The sequence below is a fragment of the Alpinimonas psychrophila genome, assembly GCF_014137865.1.
GTDB lineage: Bacteria > Actinomycetota > Actinomycetes > Actinomycetales > Microbacteriaceae > Alpinimonas > Alpinimonas psychrophila.
This window is the reverse complement of sequence record NZ_JACGWU010000001.1, coordinates 816121-838339: the sequence shown is the minus strand read 5'-3', so window position 1 is coordinate 838339 and position 22219 is coordinate 816121. Positions and strand designations below refer to the sequence as shown.

At 59.4% G+C, this 22219-nt stretch carries 21 protein-coding genes and 2 tRNA genes; 12 read left to right on the top strand and 11 right to left on the bottom strand.

Going from position 1 to position 22219, the window contains the following annotated elements:
- Window positions 1-75 precede the first annotated feature (75 nt).
- Complete coding sequence (locus tag FB555_RS03885) at window positions 76-711, top strand: DUF8185 domain-containing protein (RefSeq protein ID WP_182484088.1); 636 nt, start codon at window positions 76-78, stop codon at window positions 709-711.
- A 30-nt stretch (window positions 712-741) separates the two neighbouring features.
- Here the strand turns inward: FB555_RS03885 and FB555_RS03880 are convergent, their stop codons facing one another.
- From FB555_RS03880 to pepN, 3 genes are read right to left on the bottom strand one after another with little or no spacing between them, the layout of a single operon-like run.
- Complete coding sequence (locus tag FB555_RS03880) at window positions 742-1149, bottom strand: globin (protein ID WP_182484285.1); 408 nt, start codon at window positions 1147-1149, stop codon at window positions 742-744.
- 32 nt (window positions 1150-1181) lie between these two features.
- Window positions 1182-2231, bottom strand: coding sequence for a mechanosensitive ion channel family protein (locus FB555_RS03875; protein ID WP_182484087.1), 1050 nt, complete (start codon window positions 2229-2231; stop codon window positions 1182-1184).
- 9 nt (window positions 2232-2240) lie between these two features.
- A complete protein-coding gene (gene pepN / locus FB555_RS03870; protein WP_182484086.1) occupies window positions 2241-4808 on the bottom strand; it encodes an aminopeptidase N in 2568 nt (855 codons plus the stop codon).
- 95 nt (window positions 4809-4903) lie between these two features.
- Between pepN and FB555_RS03865 the strand changes: the two genes are divergently transcribed.
- Genes FB555_RS03865 through FB555_RS03855 form a run of 3 tightly spaced genes read left to right on the top strand, consistent with a single transcriptional unit; the run spans window position 4904 to window position 7894 of the window.
- Window positions 4904-5392, top strand: coding sequence for a ribose-5-phosphate isomerase (locus FB555_RS03865; protein ID WP_182484085.1), 489 nt, complete (start codon window positions 4904-4906; stop codon window positions 5390-5392).
- A 3-nt stretch (window positions 5393-5395) separates the two neighbouring features.
- Window positions 5396-6403, top strand: a complete 1008-nt coding sequence (locus FB555_RS03860; RefSeq protein ID WP_182484084.1) for a zinc finger domain-containing protein — start codon at window positions 5396-5398, stop codon at window positions 6401-6403.
- Between the two features lie 6 nt (window positions 6404-6409).
- The gene (locus FB555_RS03855; RefSeq protein ID WP_182484083.1) at window positions 6410-7894 is read left to right on the top strand and encodes an amidohydrolase; all 1485 of its coding nucleotides are present in this window, start codon (window positions 6410-6412) and stop codon (window positions 7892-7894) included.
- A 21-nt stretch (window positions 7895-7915) separates the two neighbouring features.
- Here the strand turns inward: FB555_RS03855 and FB555_RS03850 are convergent, their stop codons facing one another.
- Genes FB555_RS03850 through FB555_RS03840 form a run of 3 tightly spaced genes read right to left on the bottom strand, consistent with a single transcriptional unit; the run spans window position 7916 to window position 11414 of the window.
- The gene (locus FB555_RS03850; protein ID WP_182484082.1) at window positions 7916-10150 is read right to left on the bottom strand and encodes an FtsX-like permease family protein; all 2235 of its coding nucleotides are present in this window, start codon (window positions 10148-10150) and stop codon (window positions 7916-7918) included.
- Complete coding sequence (locus FB555_RS03845) at window positions 10147-10890, bottom strand: ABC transporter ATP-binding protein (RefSeq protein ID WP_182484081.1); 744 nt, start codon at window positions 10888-10890, stop codon at window positions 10147-10149. The genes FB555_RS03850 and FB555_RS03845 overlap by 4 nt, the downstream gene beginning before the upstream one ends.
- Window positions 10887-11414 (bottom strand): PadR family transcriptional regulator, encoded by a 528-nt coding sequence (locus FB555_RS03840; protein WP_182484080.1) that lies wholly within the window; start codon window positions 11412-11414, stop codon window positions 10887-10889. The genes FB555_RS03845 and FB555_RS03840 overlap by 4 nt, the downstream gene beginning before the upstream one ends.
- A gap of 100 nt (window positions 11415-11514) precedes the next feature.
- On the opposite strand from FB555_RS03840, the gene FB555_RS03835 reads away from it, so the two are divergent.
- From FB555_RS03835 to FB555_RS03825, 3 genes are read left to right on the top strand one after another with little or no spacing between them, the layout of a single operon-like run.
- Window positions 11515-12846 (top strand): MFS transporter, encoded by a 1332-nt coding sequence (locus FB555_RS03835; RefSeq protein WP_182484079.1) that lies wholly within the window; start codon window positions 11515-11517, stop codon window positions 12844-12846.
- Window positions 12847-12878: 32 nt separating this feature from the next.
- Entirely contained in the window at window positions 12879-13142 is a 264-nt protein-coding gene (locus FB555_RS03830; protein ID WP_182484078.1) for a type II toxin-antitoxin system Phd/YefM family antitoxin, read from the top strand.
- Window positions 13135-13404 carry a type II toxin-antitoxin system RelE family toxin gene (locus FB555_RS03825; RefSeq protein ID WP_182484077.1) on the top strand — a complete coding sequence of 90 codons (270 nt, stop codon included), beginning with the start codon at window positions 13135-13137 and terminating at the stop codon, window positions 13402-13404. Before FB555_RS03830 ends, FB555_RS03825 begins: the two co-directional genes overlap by 8 nt.
- Before the next feature lie 132 nt (window positions 13405-13536).
- On the opposite strand, the gene FB555_RS03820 is transcribed toward FB555_RS03825, so the two are convergent.
- Window positions 13537-13607, bottom strand: a tRNA-Gly gene (locus tag FB555_RS03820).
- A 125-nt stretch (window positions 13608-13732) separates the two neighbouring features.
- Here FB555_RS03820 and FB555_RS03815 point away from each other — a divergent pair.
- Window positions 13733-13807, top strand: a tRNA-Pro gene (locus tag FB555_RS03815).
- Between the two features lie 72 nt (window positions 13808-13879).
- Complete coding sequence (gene tig / locus FB555_RS03810; protein ID WP_182484076.1) at window positions 13880-15331, top strand: trigger factor; 1452 nt, start codon at window positions 13880-13882, stop codon at window positions 15329-15331.
- A gap of 24 nt (window positions 15332-15355) precedes the next feature.
- Here the strand turns inward: tig and FB555_RS03805 are convergent, their stop codons facing one another.
- Window positions 15356-15517 carry a hypothetical protein gene (locus FB555_RS03805; RefSeq protein ID WP_182484075.1) on the bottom strand — a complete coding sequence of 54 codons (162 nt, stop codon included), beginning with the start codon at window positions 15515-15517 and terminating at the stop codon, window positions 15356-15358.
- 70 nt (window positions 15518-15587) lie between these two features.
- Window positions 15588-16220: a LysE/ArgO family amino acid transporter gene (locus tag FB555_RS03800; protein WP_182484074.1), complete on the bottom strand. Its 633-nt coding sequence runs from the start codon at window positions 16218-16220 to the stop codon at window positions 15588-15590.
- 157 nt (window positions 16221-16377) lie between these two features.
- Between FB555_RS03800 and FB555_RS03795 the strand changes: the two genes are divergently transcribed.
- The 3 genes from FB555_RS03795 (at window position 16378) to clpX (ending at window position 19109) form a co-directional block, all read left to right on the top strand.
- The gene (locus FB555_RS03795; protein WP_182484073.1) at window positions 16378-16965 is read left to right on the top strand and encodes an ATP-dependent Clp protease proteolytic subunit; all 588 of its coding nucleotides are present in this window, start codon (window positions 16378-16380) and stop codon (window positions 16963-16965) included.
- A gap of 30 nt (window positions 16966-16995) precedes the next feature.
- Window positions 16996-17661 carry an ATP-dependent Clp protease proteolytic subunit gene (locus FB555_RS03790; RefSeq protein WP_182484072.1) on the top strand — a complete coding sequence of 222 codons (666 nt, stop codon included), beginning with the start codon at window positions 16996-16998 and terminating at the stop codon, window positions 17659-17661.
- 170 nt (window positions 17662-17831) lie between these two features.
- Complete coding sequence (gene clpX / locus FB555_RS03785; RefSeq protein WP_182484071.1) at window positions 17832-19109, top strand: ATP-dependent Clp protease ATP-binding subunit ClpX; 1278 nt, start codon at window positions 17832-17834, stop codon at window positions 19107-19109.
- A 14-nt stretch (window positions 19110-19123) separates the two neighbouring features.
- Here clpX and FB555_RS03780 read toward each other — a convergent pair whose 3' ends face one another.
- Together FB555_RS03780 and valS are read right to left on the bottom strand one after the other, a co-directional pair.
- Window positions 19124-19381, bottom strand: a complete 258-nt coding sequence (locus FB555_RS03780; RefSeq protein WP_182484070.1) for a hypothetical protein — start codon at window positions 19379-19381, stop codon at window positions 19124-19126.
- A gap of 2 nt (window positions 19382-19383) precedes the next feature.
- Complete coding sequence (valS, locus tag FB555_RS03775; protein WP_182484284.1) at window positions 19384-22011, bottom strand: valine--tRNA ligase; 2628 nt, start codon at window positions 22009-22011, stop codon at window positions 19384-19386.
- Between the last annotated feature and the right edge of the window lie 208 nt (window positions 22012-22219).

Sequence of the window (22219 nt, the reverse complement as noted above, 5' to 3'; positions counted from 1 at the left end):
GCATCGTGCTGGTGCGTGGTTGTTTCCGTGCTGGTGTTCCGTGCTGAAGTCTTTGTTCGATAGTTTAGAACTGCAATGAGTATGAACCTGACCCTTCCCAGTGAACACGATGCTTCCGACCTGAGTGTCTTTCTGGAACGTGCCGCCAAGCTGGGCTGCGAACACGTGCGTCTGATCGGGGCGGGGTCTGTTATGGCCGCGTATGTGGGGGTGCTTGTTCCCAGTGGGTTGCTCGACACGGCCCCGACAGTCTTAGGGCTACGGGTTTTTGAGCGTGACGATTCCGCGGCGCTGGATATCGTGGTGACGATTCGCGGAATGCTGGATCGTTTGGCACGCATCACCGGATCCGAGCTGACGTTTGCCCTGCCCGTCGCCGAAGCCGGTATTGCGTGGGCAGGTGTCTCGGCCCCGCGTTCCGATTGGAAGCTACTCGGTACTTTTTCGGCAGCCGACCTCGAAGCCATTGCGCGCGCCGGCATCGAAGAAATCGCCGGGTCGAATGGTTTGGGCACAATCATTGTGACCAGAGCTCGGCGTGAGGTGTGGGGGAGGCCGATCAGCTCTGACCCTGCCATGACGCAGTTTGTCTCAGGAGCGGCTTTCGCGGCGTTTGGGCTTGGATTCCTCGGCGAAGATGAACCACAACTCTCCCGCAGTGCGAACTGGATGCGGCTGACCACCGCACGCGGTCATATCCTCGTTCGCTAGAAAACTTCTCGTGCATTTGGCGGCAGATGCCTAAGCGTCGAAGGTGTTGACCATGGCGTGCGCGGCACGGTCGAGGTAATCCATCAGGGTTTCGCGGTGCAGCGGCGCGAGGTTCAGAGTGTCCACCGCTGCGGTCATGTGCAGGAGCCAGCGGTCGCGGGCATCCGGGTTGATCGCAAAGGGCATGTGACGCATGCGCAGGCGGGGGTGACCGCGCCTATCGCTGTAGGTCGTGGGACCGCCCCAGTACTGCTCGAGAAACATTCGCATGCGTTCTTCGGCCGGGCTGAGGTCTTCCTCGGGGTACATCGGGCGCAGCACGGGGTCCGTGGCGACACCCTTGTAGAACTCGTGGGCCAGCTTGATGAACGTCGGCTGGCCGCCGATGTCATCGTAGAACGTGCGAAGTTCGGCCTCTCCGGATTCGCTGGAGCGCAATGTCACTGGAGTGATGATGGGTTCTTTATCGGTCACGGCTTCGCCTTCGGCGCGCGCGGTGCGCGAGGAGCGCGGGGCGTCTTGGGGACCGCTTTGGTAGGGCGGGCAGCGGCAGCCAGGGCCGCAGCCTCGGCAACGGTGGGGAGGGTGGCTGTTTTGGGCGGACGTGCCCCCCGAACACTGGCGGCCCCGTCAAACCCAGCGAGCACGACGGTATTGAGGGCCGGCAGGTGCACGCCCATCTCATCGAGGGCTTTCTTCAAACGGTTGCGGAGTTCGCGCGCCACATCATCCTTTGAATTCGCGCGGGTTTTCATGACCAGACGAATCACGAGGGCTTCGGCGGAAATCGTCTCCAGCCCCCAGACTTCCGGCTTTTCGAGAATGTAGGAACGCCACTTGGCGCTCTCTGCCATGGAGGTCATGGTCTCGAGCATTGTTTGTTGGGCGGCGTCGACATCCGTGTCATAAGGCACAGCAAGGTCGATGATGACCCGCGCCCAGCCCTGCGACATGTTGCCCACACGCTCAATTTCACCGTTACGCACAAACCAGAGGGTGCCATTCACGTCCCGCAAGGTGGTGATGCGCACGCCCACGGACTCCACGATGCCGGTGGCAACACCGAGGTCAACGACATCGCCAACACCCAACTGATCTTCGAAAACCATGAACAGGCCGCTCAGGAGGTCCTTTACGGTGGACTGGGCCCCAATTCCGAGGGCAACCCCGATGAAACCAACAGATGCCACCACCGCCGTAATGGAGGCCCCCAACACCTGCAGGATGATGATGATGGCAACCGCGATGATCATCCAGGTGACGACGTTATCGAGCACACTTCCCATGGTGCGGGTGCGCTGAACGATGCGGTTGGCCACCAGCGGAGATGACATGATGGCCTGCGTGTCATCGGTGCGTTCGCGTCGCTTCACTCCCGTGACAATCTGGCGAACCACGCGGCGGTTGATAAGCAGCAAAATCCACCGCAGGAGGACCGCGCCAATAACGGTGAAGAGAATTATCAGCGGGATTTCAAACGTCGTAAAGGTGCCGGAAAGCCAGGCCCAGAATCCATCCATGGTGCTTCGTTAGTCCTTCGTCATCGTGTCGACGGCACTAGCATCCAGCGCCTGCGCGATGAGAGCACGCTCAATGCCGGCGAGGTTCTCCACGACCAGACGGCGCAGGGCGGGCTCCTCGGGGTTCGCCGCAAGCCACGTGTTCGTGGCATCAACCAGGCTTTGAGAGAACAAGGGGCTCGGGTAGTAACCGGTGATGAGCGCCGAGGCGATCGAGAAGCTGCGAGCCTTCCAGACGCGGGTAATGTTCTCGAAGTACCGAGCCACAAACGGTTCCAACAGAGCGGTGTCATTGACCTTCAAAAAGCCCATTCCGGTGGCGCGCACGATCGTGTTCGGCGCGGTGTCCGCATCGAAAGCTGATGCCCAGGCAGCATTCTTCGCCTCAGGGGTTGGAAGGGCAGCATGAGCATGCGCGGCCGACTGTTGACCGGTGGACGTGTTGTCGCTGGCAAGGTAGGCATCAATTTCGGCGGCGGTGGCTTTGCCGCCGCCGGCGAGCGCAATCAGCAAGTCCCAGCCGAGGTCGGTATCGATGTCGAGGCCGTCCAGAGCGATTTCCCCGCTGCGAACCTGGGCAACAATTGCCAAGTCAACATCGGTGGAGGCCACCTGGGCGAAGGAGCGCAGGAACTGGAACTGGTTGTCGCTGCCGGCTGAAGCTTCCTTGGCGAGGTTCCACATTGCCGCTGCAATGCGGTCGAGTTGCCTCTGGCGGTGTGCCGGTGCGGTGTACGCGGCGGCGGCCAGTTGAAGTTGCCCGAGCACGGTGCGCGTGGTGGTGGATTCGGTCTCGGTGGCAATGTTTCCCAGTACCAAGTCGATGAAGTCGCTGGCCGTGGTCTCGGCGTCGCGCGTGGAATCCCACACCGATGCCCACACGAGGGACCGTGCCAGCGGGTTGGTGATGGACTTGAGGTGCGCAATGGCAACCCGCATCGAGTCCTCATCGAGGCGAATCTTGGCGTAGGCCAGGTCGTCATCGTTGATGAGAATCAAGTCGGGGCGGGGGCGACCCACAAGCTCAGGCACCTCGGTGCGCGTGCCATCGACGTCAAGCTCCAGGCGGTGTACGCGCTCGAGCGCTCCGCCGACCAAATTGTAGAACCCAATGGCCAGGCGGTGCGGGCGGATGGTGGGCCAGTCAACGGGGGCCGTTTGGGCAACCGCAAACTCGGTGATGGTGCCGTCTGCGTCGGTCCCCAAAACGGGGCGCAGCGTGTTGACCCCGGCCGTCTGCAACCACAACTTGGTCCAGGACGAGAGGTCGCGGCCGCTGGTGGCTTCCAACTCCACCATGAGGTCACTGACCTCGGTGTTTCCGAAGGCGTGCTTCTTGAAGTATTGCGAAACTCCGGCCAGGAACTGCTCCTGCCCCACCCAGGCTCCGAGCTGCTTGAGAACCGAGCCGCCCTTGGCATAGGTGATTCCATCGAAGTTGACCTGCACGTCATCGAGATCACGAATCTCTGCAACGATCGGGTGCGTAGACGGAAGCTGATCCTGACGGTACGCCCAGCTCTTTTCGGTCGCGGCGAACGTGGTCCAGGCTTCGGTCCACTCGGTGGCCTCCGCGGTCGCCAATGTGGAGGCGTATTCTGCGAAACTCTCGTTGAGCCACAGGTCGTTCCACCAGCGCATGGTAACTAGGTCGCCAAACCACATGTGAGCCAGCTCGTGCAAGATCGTGACAACACGGCGCTCGCGAATGGCATCCGTCACCTTGGACCTAAAGATATACGTCTCGGTAAACGTGATAGCGCCCGCGTTTTCCATGGCCCCGGCATTGAACTCGGGAACGAAGAGCTGGTCGTACTTCTCAAACGGGTACGCGTAATCGAACTTCTCTTCGTAGTACGCGAAGCCCTGGCGGGTCTTCTCGAAGATGTAGTCGGCATCTAAGTATTCGGCCAAGGATGCTCGGCAGAACACGCCGAGGGGGATCACGCGGCCATCGCTGGAGGTGAGCTCGCTGCGCACAACGTCATAGGGGCCGGCAACGATCGCCGTGATGTAGGAGGAGATACGGGGGGTGGGCGCGAAGACCCAGGTGGCGCTGCCATCGGCGTGAGGGGTCGGCGCGGGGGTGGTCTGGTTGCTGACGACCTGCCAGCGCGCGGGTGCTTTCACCGTGAACTGGAACGTGGCCTTGAGGTCGGGCTGTTCGAAGACGGAGAACATGCGACGCGCATCCGGAACCTCGAATTGGGTATAGAGGTACACCTCACCATCCACGGGGTCAACGAAGCGGTGCAAGCCTTCACCCGTGTTTGTGTAGGCGCCATCGGCGACAACGGTGAGCACGTTGGCTTCCAGCAAATTGTCGAGGGCAATGCGGATGCCGTCGCTGACCGTAGTGGGGTCAAGCTCAGCGCCGTTGAGCGTGATGCTGTGAACCTTGGCCGTTATGGCGTCAATGAACGTGGAAGAACCATGGGTGGCGGCGAACGCAACCGTGGTCGTGGTACCGAAGACGGTGTCTCCGCGCATGAGGTCAAGCTCGACGGTGTAGCTGTCTACGGCAATGATGTCTGCGCGTTCGCGGGCTTCGACGCGAGTGAGGTTTTCTCCGGGCAACGTTATTCCTTCCAACAGGTGTGTCGGGCAAAACAGTCGAGGGGTGTAAACGGCTGTGCCCCACGGACCAGCCTATCCGCCCCTAAAATTGGGAAATGCGCATTCACCTCGCCACCGACCATGCCGGACTCGAATTCAGCCAGTTTCTGCAGACGCACCTGAGTGCTGCCGGGCATGAGGTCATTGACCATGGACCGGTTGACTATGACGCTTTGGATGATTACCCCGCCTTCTGCATCAACGCCGCGATCGGTGTTGTTCGGGACCAGAGCGCTGGCGTGTCGGCGCTCGGAATTGTGTTCGGCGGCTCGGGTAACGGCGAGCAAATGGCGGCCAACAAGGTTGCCGGTGCTCGAGCGGCGCTCGTGTGGAGTATTTCGACCGCGGAGCTGGCCCGCCAGCACAACGATGCCAACGTGATTTCGATTGGTGCCCGTCAACACACCTTGGAAGAGGCCGTGAGTTTCATAGACGCCTTCATTGCGGAGCCATTCTCCGGGGATGAGCGTCACGTGCGCCGCATCGCCCAGCTGGCCGAGTTCGAGACCACCGGTGACATCGCTGGCAAGGGCGTTGATCACTAACCCGTGCCCGAAGGTCACAGTGTTCACCGGGTAGCCCTTCAGTTTCAGCGCGATTTCGTGGGGCACGCCATTGCTGCATCGTCCCCTCAGGGGCGGTTTGCCGAGGGTGCAGCGGTTCTCGACGGAATGACGCTGCACGAGGCGAAGGCCGTGGGCAAGCAGATGTTTCTCGGGTTCGATTCTGGCGTTGATGCGCCCGGTTCTAATGCAAGCCTGGACTCTGGTGTGTGGCTGCGCGTGCACCTCGGCATCTATGGTGCCTGGGATTTCGCGGGAATCGTGAGTCCCCTGTTCTCGGCCGCCGAGGGTGGTGCCGACGAGGGTGGATCCCACAGTGTCGGAGCGCCGCGGGGGGCTGGCGCTCGCAGTGGCGTGCAGTACGCCAGCGAGGGGCAACGTCGTAACGTGCGGGTCTCCGAGGATGAACGTGATCTGGGCGTGCCGCTCGATGAAACTTTTCCACACGAGCCCGTGGGCGCAGTGCGCGTGCGCCTCTTGACCCCGAACACCGTGGCGGACCTGCGTGGCCCGACCGCGTGCGAGGTACTGGACGCGTCGGGAGTGCAGCTAGTGCTGAATCGCTTGGGGCCCGACCCGGTAACGGATCTTGGCCCGGAAGCCGAACAGCGCTTCGTGGACGCTGTAACGCGACGCAAAGTGCCCATCGGCCAGTTGCTGATGGACCAATCCATCGTCGCCGGAATCGGCAACGTGTACCGGGCCGAGATGCTCTTTCGTGCCCACCTCAGTCCCTACACTCCCGCAAACTTGGTGCCGATCGACACGGTGCGCGCCCTCTGGCGTGACTGGTGTGAACTGTTGCCCATCGGAATCCGGGAAGGCAGAATGCTCACCCGACTGGGTGCAGATGCCCCTCTTCAAGACACGAGAGCCGAACGTTATTGGGTCTACAAACGTGAGGGGCTGCCGTGTCGGCGGTGCGGCACCAACATTCGTTTGGATGTCATGGGCGCGCGCAAGCTGTATTGGTGCCCGGGCTGTCAGAATTAGAAAATCATGACCCTCACCCTCTTGAATGCCCGGATTCCTGGTGAACGCAGCCTGATTGGCGCGCTTATCAACGTTGTGATCGACGACGGCGTCATTCGCGGCATCGACTTTGTGGGGGCCACTGGAGTGATCTCGCTCACCGAAGTCGAGGGGGACACGATCGACTTAGGCGGGCGCTACATTGTTCCCGGGCTGTGGGATAACCACGTGCACTTCTCCAACTGGGCGCAAGCGCGAAGGCGCTATGACGTCTCAGCCTCCAATTCGCTAGAGCAAATTGTGGGCATTGTTCGGCAGTGGGTTGACGCAGGGAAGGGCCCCTTCTTGGGCGCAAAATTCCTCGCGAACCGGTGGCCTGTTCAGCCGCATTTTTCTGCTCTTGATGACGTCTCTGGCGACACCCCGGTCTATGTTCTGAGCGCCGACCTCCATAGTGTCTGGCTCAACTCGGCGGCCCTTGCCGAACAGGGCAAGGCAGGCCACGCCACGGGGTATCTCGTGGAACAAGACGCGTTCGACGTGATGATGGTGCTCGGCAACGTTAGCGCCGCCGAAGGGGACGCCTTCGCGGCCGATGCGGCAAGGGCGGCGGCGGCTCGGGGAATCGTTGGCATCGTCGATTTCGAGATGGACTGGAACGTTGCCACATGGCGTCGGCGCATCGCAAACGGCATCAACCAGCTTCGCGTGGAGTTCGGCATTTACACCTCCGATATCGACCGGGCGATCGAAATGGGCCTCCGCACCGGCGATACGATTGCATCCACCGACGGCCTCCTGCGCGTCGGGTCGCACAAGATCATTAGTGACGGATCTTTGGGCTCGCGCACCGCTTTTTGCTACGCCGAGTATCCCGGAATGGCGGGTCAACCTCACGCTCACGGCGTTCTCAACGTTGCCTATAGCGACTTGGTGAGCATCATGGCGAAGTCGTGGGCCGCCGGACTGTCCCTTGCCGTTCACGCCATTGGCGACCGCGCCAACACCCTGGCGCTCGACGCCTTCGAGGCCGTGCACTGTGAAGGGTCAATTGAACACGCGCAACTGCTGACCTACGCCGACATTGCTCGTTTTGCCGAGCTCGGAGTCAGAGCCAGTGTTCAACCGGAACATGCCATGGATGACCGCGAATCTGCCGATTCCTTGTGGGCTGGTAGCGCATCCGAGGCCTATCCATTTCGAGACTTGTTGACCGCTGGAGTTACCCTTTCTTTCGGTTCGGACGCGCCTGTGGCGCCGCTGGATCCATGGTTCGCCATTGCTTCGGCCGTGGAGCGCACTCGTGGCGGGTTGCCGCCCTGGCATCCTGAGCAGCGCATTGCACCGGAGGCCGCTCTCGCTGCCTCCGCTCGCTCGCGTATCGCCGTGGGGGAGCCGGCCGACATCGTCATCATTGACTACGACCCGCTGCTGTCCTCCGTGGATGAGCTGCGCAACATGCCCGTCATGCTCACGATGGTTGCCGGTCGCGTCACGCACTCCGTACTTTAGAGTGTCTTGAACTGGACGCCGCTACTCGTACCTCGTCGCACTGATGCCCGTGTGCTTCTCGGCACTTCTCAACGTTGCTGCTATTGAAAGCGCGGCCAGAGCAAGACTGAGCGCAATGACGACGTGGAACGACGGGTCGGGCCAATCGATAGTGCGGTTCGGCGAGAGACCCGTGACGATCGCCCACGCAACGGTAACGCCCAGAGCAATACAGACGCCGAAAACCGTCACGAACGGAAGCGCCGTCTCGCTCGCAATAATGCGGCGCAACGTTCGCACGGGCATGCCCATGAGGCGCAGCAAACCGAAGATTCGTCGCCGATCGAGTACTCCACCAATCGTGGCGACCGCGAGCGAAACCACGGAGATGAGCGCGGTAATCAAGATGCCGATGTTGGCGAGGGTGGCGAAGCTACTGGCGAGGGTGTCCATGTCGTTGGCTTGCAGCTCTGACCTCGTGCTGGGGCTGGTGTACATTTCGATGTCGCTGAGAATGACGGATGTTCGGGCTTTCTCGACATTCGCCGGCGTGCCGTCAGTGGCGACGAACAGAATGGAATTCTCCAGTTCTGTTGCAAGAACACCAGGAGCCTCACGCACGGCGACCGGTTCGTTGTTCTCGATCCCAGAATTAACTTCGACATAGTCCGTCGTGATGGTCGCGCCCTGTGTCGCCGTCATCAGTCCGAGGCGCTGAGCATCGGTTCGCGTGAAATAGAGACCGGCGCTTGTCTCGAGGCTGAAAAGCCCGAGGCCCGCATGGGTCACGCCAGGCGCGTCATTCAGAACCCGCATCTGCTCAGGTGTCGGGTCTGCCAGGGGGCGTGAGATCAAGGTGGACATCGACAAGTGCTCGGCATCGTCGGCCAATGCCGTGGCTCGGTAAACGGTGGTGACAGCGGTGGCAAAGACTGTCACGAGAAAAAGCGCAGCTACCAGACCGCTCACCGAGCGAAACATAGCGCGTGGCAAGCGGCGGATGCGGTTGAAAGCGACGACTCCGGCCGCACTGCGGGCCTGGTGCGCGGCCAAACGGCTGGTCAGGAAGGTCAGATAAGGCCCGGCAACCAACAATCCGATCGTCGTGAGCACAAAGCCCCCAAGGATGTAGAACTCGGGGCGTGAGAATCCCGTAAAAATAGCGAGGTCATCTCGATGAAGAAAACCCTGGACCTTGCTGGTCGCTGCAGGGGTGAGCACAGCCACAATGCCGAGGATTAGCGGAATGAGCGCGAAGGCTCTTGGAGGTTTTTCGTGTTGCTGTTGAGTGGTGCCCAGAGAGCCGAAGCCAACGCGGCGGGCCCGCATCCAGGCCACCAGGGTGGTGACGACGATTGTGACAACCGCGACGAGGCCCACGCTGAGAGGATCCAACACAATATCGGAGACGAAGAATGTCATCCCGTCGATGGGAATCTTGGCCGCCAGAGGAGCCAAGAGAAGGGCAAAAATGACCCCAGCCACCGCACCAAGGGTGCTCGTCAGTGCGGTCTCGGAAGCGGCGATCCGCGAAACCACGCCAGGAGGTGCGCCGATGAGACGCAGCGTGGCGAATCTTTCTCGGCGCTGGGCAACGCCAAGCCCGGTCACGATACCGACCAAAAGCAGGACGGGGATCAGAGTGGCGATGGCGCCAATGATCGCAAGGGTCAGATAGTTGACGTTGCCCCCATAGATAGCACCCGTGAACTCGGTGACAATCTTGGCGTTTGACGTCTGGCTAACGGATGCTGGCGACTGACCAATGAGGACGACAAGCGAATCGGGGCTGGCAAGGGCGGCATCCGATATCACTCCTCTGAGAGTGCCAAACCTGCTCGCCAGCTGGTCGGCCGGCACCGAATTGATGAGGGCCGCGAGGGCGGGCGACGCCAGATAGGTCCCCGGCTCCGGGATACGGGCGATGCCCGGAATGCTGCCGGTGTAGCCAGGGGGAACTGCAATCATGATGCGCTCGATGGACCGGCCCTGATAGTAATCGCTGGAAACCGATGCGAGCGCTTGGGAATCCGTCAGCTCGGCCTGCGCCGCCCCTTGGTTCGGGAGGTGATTCGAGAAGACGTAGAAAGGCAAGGCGGACTGTGGCCCCAGCTGCGTCCAGGCCGAGCGCAGCTCGCGGTTCAGAAGCCCGTTGTACGTGCCCCAAATGAGCAGAATCAGTGAGACGCCGACGGCAACGCCGGCAGAAATCCCTAGGAGGCGCTTCTTTGAGTCTCGGTCGTGGGCAATGAGCAGTCTGGTGACGTCGAAGCTCATTGGGGCACATCCGAAGCCTGTGAAAATGCGACGGATCCGGATGTCACGAGCCCGTCTCGCACGATGATCTCGCGGTCGGCATGGGCGGCGGTTCTAGGGTCGTGAGTGATGATGACCACTGTTGTTCCCGTAGCTCGCGCCAAGTCCGTGAGAGTCAGCATCACATTCTCGGCAGCCAGCGAATCCAGTGATCCCGTAGGTTCGTCGGCAAACAGAATTTTGGGCGCGTTGACTAGCGCCCGCGCAATCGCAACCCTCTGGGCCTGGCCTCCCGACATTTCGCCCGGGAGTTTGTCGCCGAATCCCGCCAGTCCTAACCGATCCAGCCAGGATTTTGCCTGTTGCAGTGCCCGACGCCTGGGGATTCCCGCGAGTAAGAGGGGCAGTGAAACGTTGTCGACGGCACTGAGATCAGGCAGGAGCTGACCGAATTGAAAGACGAACCCAAACGCGCTCAGCCGGAGTGCCGAACGCTCGGCCTCGCTCAATGCCGTGACGTCACTGCCGTTGTAGGTGACGGTGCCGGTATCGAGTTTCACAACGCCCGCGAGGGCATGAAGCAGGGTCGACTTGCCCGAACCGGATGGTCCCATCACCGCCAGAACTTCGCCAGGATATATATCCACGTCTACACCGCGAAGGGCCTCGGTCACTCCGAAGGAAACGCGGAGATTACGGCACGAGAGAAGGGGAACTCCCGAGGAATTACAGCCAAGACTCATGTCCATTTCCATGCTCATGCTCCTGTCACCTGTGCGCGCAACTCCGTCAGTCGCGCCGCCGTGAGGTCAATCCACCGCAGATCGGCTTCAATGTGGAACATCGCATGGTCGCACATCAGAACCTCCATGACGTTGGCTCCACGTTTCGCGGACGTCAGCTCGCGAAGACGCGCCATGTGTTCGCCACGTTGGATATCGAGAAGCCCTTCGGCATCATCTTCCAACAGGAGAGCAATGACCGTTTTAGCAAAAAGGTTGCTTTGTAGCTGGGCCTCAGGAACGTCGGGGGTGAACATCCATTCAGATACGCGCTTACGCCCAACCTCGGTTATTTCGTATCTTTTGCGATCGGGTCCGCTGCCCGTTTCCTCACCCAGCATCGCGATGAGGCCGTCGCGCAATAGCCTTGCCAGTGTCGCGTAGACCTGCCCAAAGGCCATCGGTTTTTTGGAACCGAAGTAGCGGTCATAGCTTCGCTTTACGTCGTAGCCATAACTGGGACCCGTGCCGAGGATGCCCAAAAGGGTCTGCGTGTTATCCATAAATGCAACTATACACAATGCGTATACGCGCAATGTATACATGATAGATTGTAGGCTGTTGGGCCTCCGCGACCTTGGCCCTGCAGGGTAGATTCATCAGATGCACATCGAGCCTGATCAGGTCTCGCGCCTCCCCGCCCATCTTGGAGTTTCTCCCATGTCTTCGCTCACGAGCGCACGCTATGTCGACGTTCTGACACTGCCGAATGTTCCCCGCACGTTCCTCAGCGCTCTTGTCGCACGATCCGCCTACGCACTGGTGATTCTGCCCCTGTTCTTCGCCGTTCAGGAAACCTCGGGTTCGGTCGCCTCTGCCGGAATTGCTGTCGCAGCATTCGGGGCCACGGCGTCGTTTTTGGCACCCGTTCGTGCTGCGCTCATCGATCGTCACGGTCGATATGTAGTTCTTCTTGTGCTGGCGCTTGCCTTTGGCGGGTTCATCATCGCTCTGGCAGCGGGAGCGCTTATGTCGTGGCCGGGCGCCTTCATGGTTGTCCTCGCCTCGCTAGCGGGCAGTGTCGCGCCGCCGGTGGGACCATCGATGCGTGTGGCGTGGGCCGAATTGACACCCCAACCAGCGCTCCTGCGCAAAGCGCTGAGCTTCGACTCCGTCGTGGAGGAGTTGCTCTGGCTCGTTGGCCCGGCCGCTGCGGGTTTCGCCCTAGCTGTGTTTGCCCCAGGATTCGTCCTCTTGGTTCCCGCCGTGCTTGTGATCTCCGGCACGGTGATGTTCGTCTCCTCACCCGCCATTCGACGCGAGCCCCCCGTATCAACGGTTTTTCCGGTGAATGCTGAATCGAACCCCCATTCAAGCTCCGAGTCGAGCCCTAAAGCTCGAACGAAAAAGCGCCCCACGTTGCTTCGAAACCCTCATTTCCTCGGCCTTCTGTTGCCCGCCATCGTTGCTGGTCTCATCTCCGGCAACCTCACAATTGCCGTTCCCGCAGCCTTTCCTGGAACATCCGGTGCCGCAGCCGCGGGCATTGTTCTCGGACTTTTCGCAGGCGGCAGCGCCGTCGGTGGTCTGATCTTTGGTGCTATGCCGATTGCGGGACGACCGCGATTCCAGGTCATCCTGATTGCTCTTATCCTTTCGGGACTGTCGACACTCGTCGGCGTGATTTCGGGACTCACCGGCAATGGGTTTTGGGTGGCAACGGCAATCGTGGTCACCGGTCTCTTCTTCTCACCGGTGATGATCGTGGCTTATTTTGGGGCAAATGATTTCGGGGGAGACACCCGCAAAACAGAATCGACGACCTGGGTCAACACCGGCCATAACATTGGTGCCGCTATAGGCAGTGCAATAGCCGGGATTGTCATTCAAACGTCAGGAGTCCCGCAGTCATTCTTTGTGGCAGGCGCCATCGCCGTTTTCCTGCTCGTCGCGGCATACGTGCTGGCTTCTCGACCAGAAACGAAAAAGCCCTAGACTCCTACCACGCTAAAATGTACAATTTAGCTATGACCATTATTCCTGCTACCGAAGCCCGTCAAAAGTGGGCCCAGACTCTCGAGCTTGCTCACCGCGAACCAGTCACAATCACTCAGCATGGGCGTGCCAGCGTGGTGTTGCTCGATGCGGCGGTGGCAAAATGCGCGTTGGAGGCGCTCGAGGATGCCCAAGATATTGCAGATGCGAAGGCGGCTGACGCCGAGATGGCGTCCGGGGGTATCCCGATTTCTTTAGACGACATCGCCAAGGAGCTCGGCATCACCCTTGGCTAACGGGTACTACGTTGAGCTTTCTGCCCAGGCTGGTCGCCAGCTTCGAAAACTTGATCGACAGGTACAGCGACGAATCCTTGGCGCGCTCACGCTTCTGAAGGACACGCCGAGGCCTCCCGCGTCAAAGGCTCTTGTCGGTTATACCGGATATTTGCGCGTGCGGGTGGGCGATTGTCGAATCGTGTACATGGTTGAAGACGAACGTCTCATTGTTCTCGTGCTGACTATGGGGCACCGTCGAGAGGTTTATCGAGATCTTTAGTCGATTTATTTGAAGGATAGCTGGATGACGGGAGCGCCGAGTTTGAGTAGAGGTCTCAAACTCTCCTTCGATTCACAGGCACTAGAGAAACGAGAATGGCCCGCCACGAGGGCGGACCATTTCTGCGTTACGAGGGGATGACGGGAATCGAACCCGCGTCATTAGTTTGGAAGACTAAGGCTCTACCATTAAGCTACATCCCCGAAGGGCTGGCAACGATAACGTCGCTCGGCACTGGTACTCATTCTATACGTTAGAGTTGCTCTTGGTCTTCTCGCTTCGGCGGGAATGACACGCAGCCCATGTTTGCTTCTGGCAAATAAGGATCCGGGGCGTAGCTCAGCTTGGCTAGAGCGCCCGCTTTGGGAGCGGGAGGTCGCAGGTTCGAATCCTGTCGCCCCGACACGAAAGAAAAGAAACACCAGCACGGCCAGATCCACAACCACCCAACACCACATCACAGGAGTACCCCTACGTGAAGACCACGGTCGAAACCCTGAGCCCCACTCGCGCAAAGATCACGGTCACCGTGACGCCGGAGGAGCTCAAGCCCGCTCTGACACATGCCTACGAGCACATTGCCGAGACAATCACGATTCCCGGATTCCGCAAGGGCAAGATTCCTGCGCGCATTCTGGAACAGCGTGTGGGCAAGGCTGCCATCATGGAGCACGCCGTCAACGAAGGACTCGAAGGCTTTTACCGTCAGGCTGTTGTCGAGAACAAGATTCGTCCCCTTGGCAAGCCTGAAGCTGACATTACGACGTGGCCGAGCTTCGAAGACTTCACTGGTGACCTCGTTGTCACCATCGAGGTGGATGTTCGCCCCGTCATTACGCTTCCCGACTTCGACGGTCTCAAGGTTGAAGTTGAGCCCCTGTCGGTATCCGCTGATGAAATTTTGGAAGAACTTGACAACTTGCGCAGCCGTTTCGGCACCCTGATTTCGGTTGACCGCCCCGCCAAGAAGGGCGACTTCGCTCAGCTTGACCTGGTTGCAACTATCGGAGGCAAAGAGGTCGACACCGCTTCGAGCATCTCCTACGAGCTCGGCAGTGGCGAACTGATCGAGGGCATCGATGAGGCACTTGACTCGCTGACCGCAGGGGAAACCACGACGTTTGAGTCCAAGTTGCTTGGTGGCGACAACGAAGGCGAAATCGCCGAGATCACCGTCACAGTGACCGCTGTCAAGGAGCGCGAACTTCCCAAGGCGGATGACGACTTCGCTCAGATTGCCAGCGAATTCGACACCATCGTTGAGCTCAAGGCCAACTTGAAGTTAGAGGTTGAGCGTCGCAAGACAGGCGACCTCGCTCGTGTTGCCCGCGAGAAGCTCATTGAGCAACTGCTGACGTCGATTGACATCCCTGTTCCTGCCGGCCTCATCGAGACCGAGGTCCACAACCACCTTGAGGGCGAAAGTCGCCTCGAAGATGATGTGCACCGCGCCGAGGTCACCGAAGAAAGCACCAAGACCTTCAAGACCCAGATTCTGCTCGACACCATCGCTGAAGCTGAGAGTGTTGAAGTCAGCCAGGACGAGCTGACCCAGTACATCATTCAGGGATCGCAGCAATACGGAATGGAGCCCAGCGAATTCGCTGAGATCCTGACCAAGAACAACCAAATCCCGTCGATTGTTGCCGAGGTTGCTCGGAACAAGGCTGTTGCCATTGTTTTGGGCAAGTCCAAGGTTGTTGACACCAAGGGCAAGACTGTCGACATGAGCGCTTTCGCGGTCGTTTCGACCGCCGATGCGGGGGCTACTGAAGGCGATGCTGAGAAGCCCGCCAAGAAGGTTGCAGCCAAGAAGGCACCCGCCAAGGCAAAGGCTGACGCTGCTGTAGACGCGGCTGACGAAGCTGCTGCTGAGAAGCCCGCAAAGAAGGCCGCGGCTAAGAAGCCTGCAGTCAAAAAGGACTAATACTTTTTGCCTGATTGGGACCCCCTAGAAAACTAGGGGGTTTCTTTTTGCCTTAGTGGGTGTCGCCAGCGGCGTCCTGCGGACCACAATCACCATTCTCGTCGAGATGCCTCGTTTGGTGACCCGAACCGTCGACACCTTCATCGAGTCGGCGTATTTGGTGACCGCCATCGGCGTGTCGGTCACCAATTGCGCCTTCTCGACGAGTTAATCCGCTGGAAGGCCACCAATTGCGCCGACTCGCTTGTGCAGCTGGCTAGGACATTAGGCGCTGCGCGAAGCTGACGAGCAAGCTCGTTCCAAGGGTGAACATGACGACGGCAATAATGGCATCCAGCACCCGCCATGCCGCAGGTTTTGTGAAGACCGGCGCTAGAAGGCGCGCGCCGAAGCCGAGCACGCTGAACCATAGGAGCGAGCCGAACATTGCTCCGACGCCGAACCACCAGCGCTGGGACTCGTAGGTGCCGGCCACCGAACCGAGGAGCAGAACGGTATCGAGGTAGACATGAGGGTTTAGGTACGTGAGAGCCAATATCGTTCCGACGGCAACCTTGAGTGTCAGCGGCGCACCCCCGGTGTCGGCCGTGAGCACTTCAGGCTTCCAGGCGCGCTTGGCCGCCATCACACCATAGGTGCAGAGAAAGATGCCACCAATTACTTCAATGACGAGAAGGAGCCACTCCAGTTGGTTGATGATGGCACCAAGCCCGGCAACGCCGATGCCAATGAGTAGTGCGTCTGAGATGGCGCAAATAGCGACGATGACAAGCACATGTTCGCGGCGCAAACCCTGGCGCAGAACGAAGGCGTTCTGGGCTCCAATGGCCACGATGAGAGCGAGGCCAAAACCCAAGCCGGCCAAGAGCGCGGTGAGGGGGAGGACCATTTCTTCAGCTTACTGGCCAGTGTTCTCTGCGCCTGAGGCGAACATCCGGTACAAATTCTTTGCCAAGGGCGAACACTGCCGTGTCATGTCGGTGCGCTCCGATAGATTCGACATATCGCGTCAAGTACCGGCGTGTGTAGGTGAAATGGAGCGTGACATGGCCGAAATGCCAATGCCCAACAGCGTGTTTGAGCGACTTCTCAAAGATCGCATTATCTGGCTCGGGTCAGAGGTGCGCGATGACAACGCCAACGAGATTTGCGCCAAGATTCTGCTGCTTGCGGCCGAAGATGCCGAGAAAGATATCTTTCTCTACATCAACTCACCGGGTGGTTCGATTACGGCTGGCATGGCCATCTACGACACCATGCAGTTCGTTCCCAATGACATTGTGACCGTTGGTATCGGCATGGCCGCCTCCATGGGCCAGCTCTTGCTGACCAGCGGCACCAAGGGCAAGCGCTACATCACGCCCAACGCGCGCGTGCTGTTGCACCAGCCCCACGGTGGATTCGGTGGCACTGCCAGCGACATTCAGACGCAGGCCCAACTCATCAACTCGATGAAGCAGCGTCTCGCAGAGATCACCGCTTCGCAGACCGGCAAGACGGTCGAACAAATCAACATTGATGGTGACCGCGACCGCTGGTTCACTGCCCAGGAAGCCCTCGAGTATGGCTTTGTTGACTATGTTCGCGAAACCCTCAACGACGTTGCCGGTGGCGGCGGCACGGCAACCAAGTAGCCCACCAGAATTGTGACGAACAGGACTGACATGAACATCCCTAATTTCGGTGGCACGGCATTCGGCGCTTCGAGCGCTCCCGAGAGCCGCTACATCCTCCCCACGTTTGAAGAGCGCACGGCTTATGGCTACAAGCGCCAAGACCCCTACGCCAAGTTGTTTGAAGACCGCATCGTTTTCCTCGGTGTTCAGGTTGACGACGCTTCGGCTGATGACGTCATGGCTCAGTTACTTGTGCTCGAGAGCCAAGACCCCGATCGCGACATCGTGATGTACATCAACTCACCCGGTGGTTCCTTCACTGCGATGACGGCGATTTACGACACGATGCAGTACATCCGCCCGCAGATTCAGACCGTCTGCCTCGGTCAGGCAGCGTCGGCAGCAGCCGTTCTCTTGGCTGCGGGTACGCCCGGAAAGCGTTTGGCGTTGCCCAACGCTCGTGTTCTCATTCACCAACCTTCCGCTGGTGAAGGTGGACGCGGCCAGGCCAGCGACATCGAGATTCAGGCTAAAGAGATCATGCGCATGCGTGAATGGCTCGAAGAGACCTTGTCGAAGCACTCGAACCGCAGTGTTCCGCAGGTCAACAAGGACATTGATCGCGACAAGATTCTTTCTGCCGCTGAGGCTCTGGAATACGGTCTCATCGACCAGGTTCTGACCTCGCGCAAGAATGTGGTTGTTCCGGTCTAGCGAGCGTTTATCACTGTTGACGATTCCCTGACTTCGGTTGGGGATTCGTTGTATCTGCGTGTCTAGAGCGGCACGCTGTTGAACGGAGCCGGCAGGTTGCATGGCGATGTCACCGGTTCGGGTTAGGCTAAATTTGCACACCGAAGAAGTTTTGTAGATGGAGACACACAATGGCACGCATTGGCGAAAGCGCTGACCTGCTTAAGTGTTCCTTCTGCGGCAAAAGCCAGAAGCAGGTTCAGCAGCTCATTGCGGGCCCCGGCGTCTACATTTGCGACGAATGCGTTGAGCTGTGCAATGAAATTATCGAGGAGCGTCAGGCTGAGGCCGGCGAAGCAGTTCTTGAAGATTTCGACCTTCCTAAGCCCAAAGAAATCTTTGCATTTCTGGGGGAGTACGTCATTGGTCAAGAGCAAGCTAAGCGCGCTCTCGCGGTTGCTGTGTACAACCACTACAAGCGTGTGCGCGCGAGTGACGAGATCACCTCCGCCGAGGCCAAAGCCGACGAGGTTGAGATTGCTAAGAGCAATATCCTTCTGATTGGTCCTACCGGTTGTGGCAAGACCTATCTCGCTCAAACATTGGCGCGTCGCCTCAATGTTCCCTTTGCTGTTGCCGATGCCACAGCGCTGACAGAAGCCGGCTACGTCGGTGAAGATGTCGAGAATATTTTGCTCAAACTTTTGCAAGCAGCAGACTTCGATGTTGCTCGCGCCGAGCGCGGCATCATCTACATCGATGAAATCGACAAGGTCGCTCGCAAGGCCGAGAACCCCTCCATCACGCGTGATGTCTCGGGTGAGGGTGTTCAGCAGGCGTTACTCAAGATTCTTGAAGGCACGATTGCCTCCGTACCACCTCAGGGCGGCCGCAAGCATCCCCAGCAGGAGTTCATTCAAATCGACACCACGAATGTGTTGTTCATCGTTGCCGGCGCATTTGCGGGTCTCGAAGACATCATTTCGGCTCGTGCCGGCAAAAAAGGTATCGGTTTCGGTGCCCCCCTACACAGCAAAGATGACAACCGTGATTTTTTCAGTGAGGTCATGCCCGAAGACCTCCACAAGTTCGGTCTCATCCCCGAGTTCATCGGCCGCCTTCCTGTGATTGCCACGGTCACACCCCTCGATGCCGAAGCTCTGATCGATATCTTGATTCAGCCCAAGAATGCGCTGATTAAGCAGTATCAGCGCATGTTTGCCATCGATGGTGTTGAGCTTGAATTCGAAACCGATGCTCTGTCGGCCATCGCCGACCTCGCAGTACTGCGCCAGACCGGGGCACGGGGTCTTCGTTCCATCATGGAAGACGTGCTCGGCCCTATCATGTTTGAGGTTCCCTCGACAGATCAGGTTGCCAAAGTCATCGTCACGCGCGAATCCGTGGTCGATGGGGCTGCTCCCACAATCATCGCCCGCGAACCTGTGCGCGCAGAGAAGTCAGCCTAGGCTCTTAATCGTGCCTAGGCGTCGTCGGAGTCGTCGGTGACCGTTACGAGGCCGTGAGTATCAACGCGAATTGTCGTGCCGTCATCCAACTCCACCACAGGGCGGCCTTCGAGCCACGTGAGTGTCCAGCGCCAGGAGTCGATCCCCACGTCGGGATTTATTGCTGCCACAGCCGTGAGATCAGCCTCCGTGCTGTGAATCGCTGCTAGCACCAATTCGGGAAGTCCCGCCGGCGCCGGCTTCCAAAGGTTCCAACGTGTTCCGAGCTGCATCCCTAGTTTCCCAATTTTGTGGCAGATTCGATTGTTGCGGCCACGACCGGTGCGAGCTCGAAGTCCGTGACCGAAAGTTCGTCGGCGACCGCCAGGGTGAGAACCTCGATGCGACCGACCGCACGGAGGTCATCAAGGGCGTGGGTCAGGAGAGCAACCATTGCCGCGGGAGCATTGACCGTTGCCGAGAGAACCACGGTCTTCTGTGATGCCTTGGCGTCAGTCTTGCCGCGGCGAATACCAATGAGGGCAGCGGAAGCTGCGACCAAAATGGCAGGGTCGCTTTCGCCCACCATGACCGTGTCGAACTCGCCGACGACGGGCCACGCACTGCGGTGAATGGAATCCTCGTGGTACCACGACCAAACCTCAGCGGTGGCGAAGGGGAGAACTGGAGCGAAGAGGCGCAGCATGACGTTGAGGGCGAGGCGAAGCGCCGCCACAGCCGAAGCCTGCTCGGGATGCTCAAGGTTGTAGGCGCGTTCCTTGACCAACTCGAGGTAGTCATCACAGAATGTCCAGAAGAAGCTCTCGGTCACTTCGAGTGCCTTGGCGTGGTCGTAGTTGGTGAGCGCCGCGGTGGCATCTGCGACAACCGTGCGCAGCGACGCGAGCATGCTGAGATCCAGCGCGTTCGTTACCTGAACATTGTCAGAAGACTCGAAGCTCAGGATGAACTTTGACGCATTCAAGACCTTGATGGCCAAACGGCGACCAATCTTGATCTGTGTAGGGTTCTGGGGGTCAAATGCAGCATCCGTTCCAAGGCGACTGGAAGCGGCCCAGTAGCGAACGGCATCCGAACCGTGTTGTTCCAACATGTCAGCCGGGGTCACAACGTTGCCTTTGGACTTTGACATCTTCTTGCGGTCGGGGTCCACGATAAAGCCCGAGAGCGCGGCGTGCTTCCAGGGCTTCTCGCCAAGCTCAAGCGTGGCGCGCAGCATGGTCGAGAAGAGCCACGTGCGGATGATGTCCTGTCCCTGGGGGCGCAAGTCGAACGGCCATACGAGCGAGAAAAGCTCTTCATCTCGTTCCCAACCGCCGGCCAGTTGAGGTGTTAGCGAACTGGTGGCCCAGGTGTCCATCACATCAACCTCACCGACGAAGCCGTTAGCGACGCCGCGTTGGGCCTCGGTGAAGCCGGAAGGAACATCCGTGGAGGGATCTACGGGAAGTTGTTCGCGCGTGGCGATCATGGGCTTCTCAAATACGGGGTTGCCATCGGCGTCCAAGGGGTACCAGACAGGGATCGGCACGCCGAAGAAGCGTTGACGGGAAATAAGCCAGTCGCCCGAGAGGCCACCCACCCAGTTCTCGTAGCGAACGCGCATGAACTCGGGGTGCCACTCGAGGTCGCGACCAAAGCCGAGGAGTTTCTCGCGCAGAACCTCGTCGCGGGCACCGTTCTTGATGTACCACTGTCGCGTGGAGACGATCTCGAGAGGCTTGTCGCCCTTTTCGAAGAATTTGACGGGGTGAACGATCGGCTTGGGTTCACCGATCATTTCGCCGGATGCGGTCAACATTTCGACCACGGTCTGCTTGGCCGAGAACACCGTCTTGCCGGCGAGCTCTGCGTAGGCGGCGAGGCCTGCATCGGAGACAATTCCTTCGGGAGCCTCGGGGAGTAGGCGACCATCGAATCCGATCACAGCGCGGATGGGCAGGTCAAGCTCACGCCACCAGATCACGTCGGTGAGGTCACCAAACGTACAGACCATGGCAATGCCCGAACCCTTGTCGGGCTGAGCGAGGTGGTGAGCAAGGACAGGAACCTCGACGCCAAAGATCGGTGTCGTGACCATCGTGTTGAAGAGCGGTTTGAAGCGGTCATCATCGGGATGAGCCACGAGCGCGACACAAGCGGCGAGAAGTTCAGGACGCGTTGTTTCGATGTGGATGTCGGTACCGTCGGGCTTGTGAAAGGCGAGGCGGTGATACGCCCCGGGCATTTCTTTGTCTTCGAGCTCGGCCTGGGCGACGGCAGTTCTAAAAGTGACGTCCCAGAGGGTGGGGGCCTGCGCTTGATAGGCCTCGCCGCGTTCAACGTTGCGGGTAAATGCAAGCTGGCTCACAAAGAGCGACTCGTCGCCGATGGTGCGGTATGTCTGCTTCCAGTCGACGGAGAGACCCAGAATGCGCCAGACGTCTTCGAACTGCTTCTCGTCTTCAACCGTGAGGCGCTCACACAACTCGATGAAGTTCTTGCGGCTGATGGGCTTCTGATCGGCGGCCTTGGAACTCTTATTGTCGCCGCCTTCAAAGGGAGGAGCGAATCCGGTTTCATACGGAAGCGACGGGTCGCACCGAACGCCGTAATAGTTCTGCACGCGACGCTCGGTCGGCAGGCCGTTATCGTCCCAGCCCATCGGGTAAAAGACCTCTTTGCCGAGCATGCGCTGAAAGCGGGCAATAACGTCGGTGTGCGTGTAGCTGAAGACGTGACCGATGTGCAGTGATCCGGATGCCGTTGGCGGGGGAGTGTCGATCGAGAAGATGCTGGCACGGGTCTGGCCCTCGCGCTTAAAGTGATGGGTCCCAGCGGTCTCCCACAGGCCATTCCATTTGGATTCGAGACCTTCGAGAGCCGGCTTTTCTGGAACGTTAGCGGGCGTGTTTGTCACGATAATCTCTCGATCTCTCTATGGGCGGCACCGTGTCTGTTGCCAGCGATTGAGCTGACGAAGATGCCTCAAATGTGAATGACTCAAGCTTACCGAACGCGTAGAATGGTGGATAACGACGCTAATCCGGCCATCACCGGGGAGTCTTCGGAAGAACGAGGCCATTGGCCTTCAGTAGAGCCGAGCGGGTCTGGCCCGTCACAGCCAAAGA

Excerpts from the sequence above, each read along its gene's own strand:
- FB555_RS03885 (WP_182484088.1), top strand. The coding sequence starts at position 76 with ATGAGTATGAACCTGACCCTTCCCAGTGAACACGATGCTTCCGACCTG.
- FB555_RS03875 (WP_182484087.1), bottom strand. The coding sequence starts at position 2,231 with ATGGATGGATTCTGGGCCTGGCTTTCCGGCACCTTTACGACGTTTGAA.
- FB555_RS03865 (WP_182484085.1), top strand. The coding sequence starts at position 4,904 with ATGCGCATTCACCTCGCCACCGACCATGCCGGACTCGAATTCAGCCAG.
- FB555_RS03855 (WP_182484083.1), top strand. The coding sequence starts at position 6,410 with ATGACCCTCACCCTCTTGAATGCCCGGATTCCTGGTGAACGCAGCCTG.
- FB555_RS03850 (WP_182484082.1), bottom strand. The coding sequence starts at position 10,150 with ATGAGCTTCGACGTCACCAGACTGCTCATTGCCCACGACCGAGACTCA.
- FB555_RS03845 (WP_182484081.1), bottom strand. The coding sequence starts at position 10,890 with ATGAGCATGGAAATGGACATGAGTCTTGGCTGTAATTCCTCGGGAGTT.
- FB555_RS03840 (WP_182484080.1), bottom strand. The coding sequence starts at position 11,414 with ATGGATAACACGCAGACCCTTTTGGGCATCCTCGGCACGGGTCCCAGT.
- FB555_RS03835 (WP_182484079.1), top strand. The coding sequence starts at position 11,515 with ATGCACATCGAGCCTGATCAGGTCTCGCGCCTCCCCGCCCATCTTGGA.
- FB555_RS03830 (WP_182484078.1), top strand. The coding sequence starts at position 12,879 with ATGACCATTATTCCTGCTACCGAAGCCCGTCAAAAGTGGGCCCAGACT.
- FB555_RS03800 (WP_182484074.1), bottom strand. The coding sequence starts at position 16,220 with ATGGTCCTCCCCCTCACCGCGCTCTTGGCCGGCTTGGGTTTTGGCCTC.
- FB555_RS03795 (WP_182484073.1), top strand. The coding sequence starts at position 16,378 with ATGGCCGAAATGCCAATGCCCAACAGCGTGTTTGAGCGACTTCTCAAA.
- FB555_RS03790 (WP_182484072.1), top strand. The coding sequence starts at position 16,996 with ATGAACATCCCTAATTTCGGTGGCACGGCATTCGGCGCTTCGAGCGCT.
- clpX (WP_182484071.1), top strand. The coding sequence starts at position 17,832 with ATGGCACGCATTGGCGAAAGCGCTGACCTGCTTAAGTGTTCCTTCTGC.
- FB555_RS03780 (WP_182484070.1), bottom strand. The coding sequence starts at position 19,381 with ATGCAGCTCGGAACACGTTGGAACCTTTGGAAGCCGGCGCCGGCGGGA.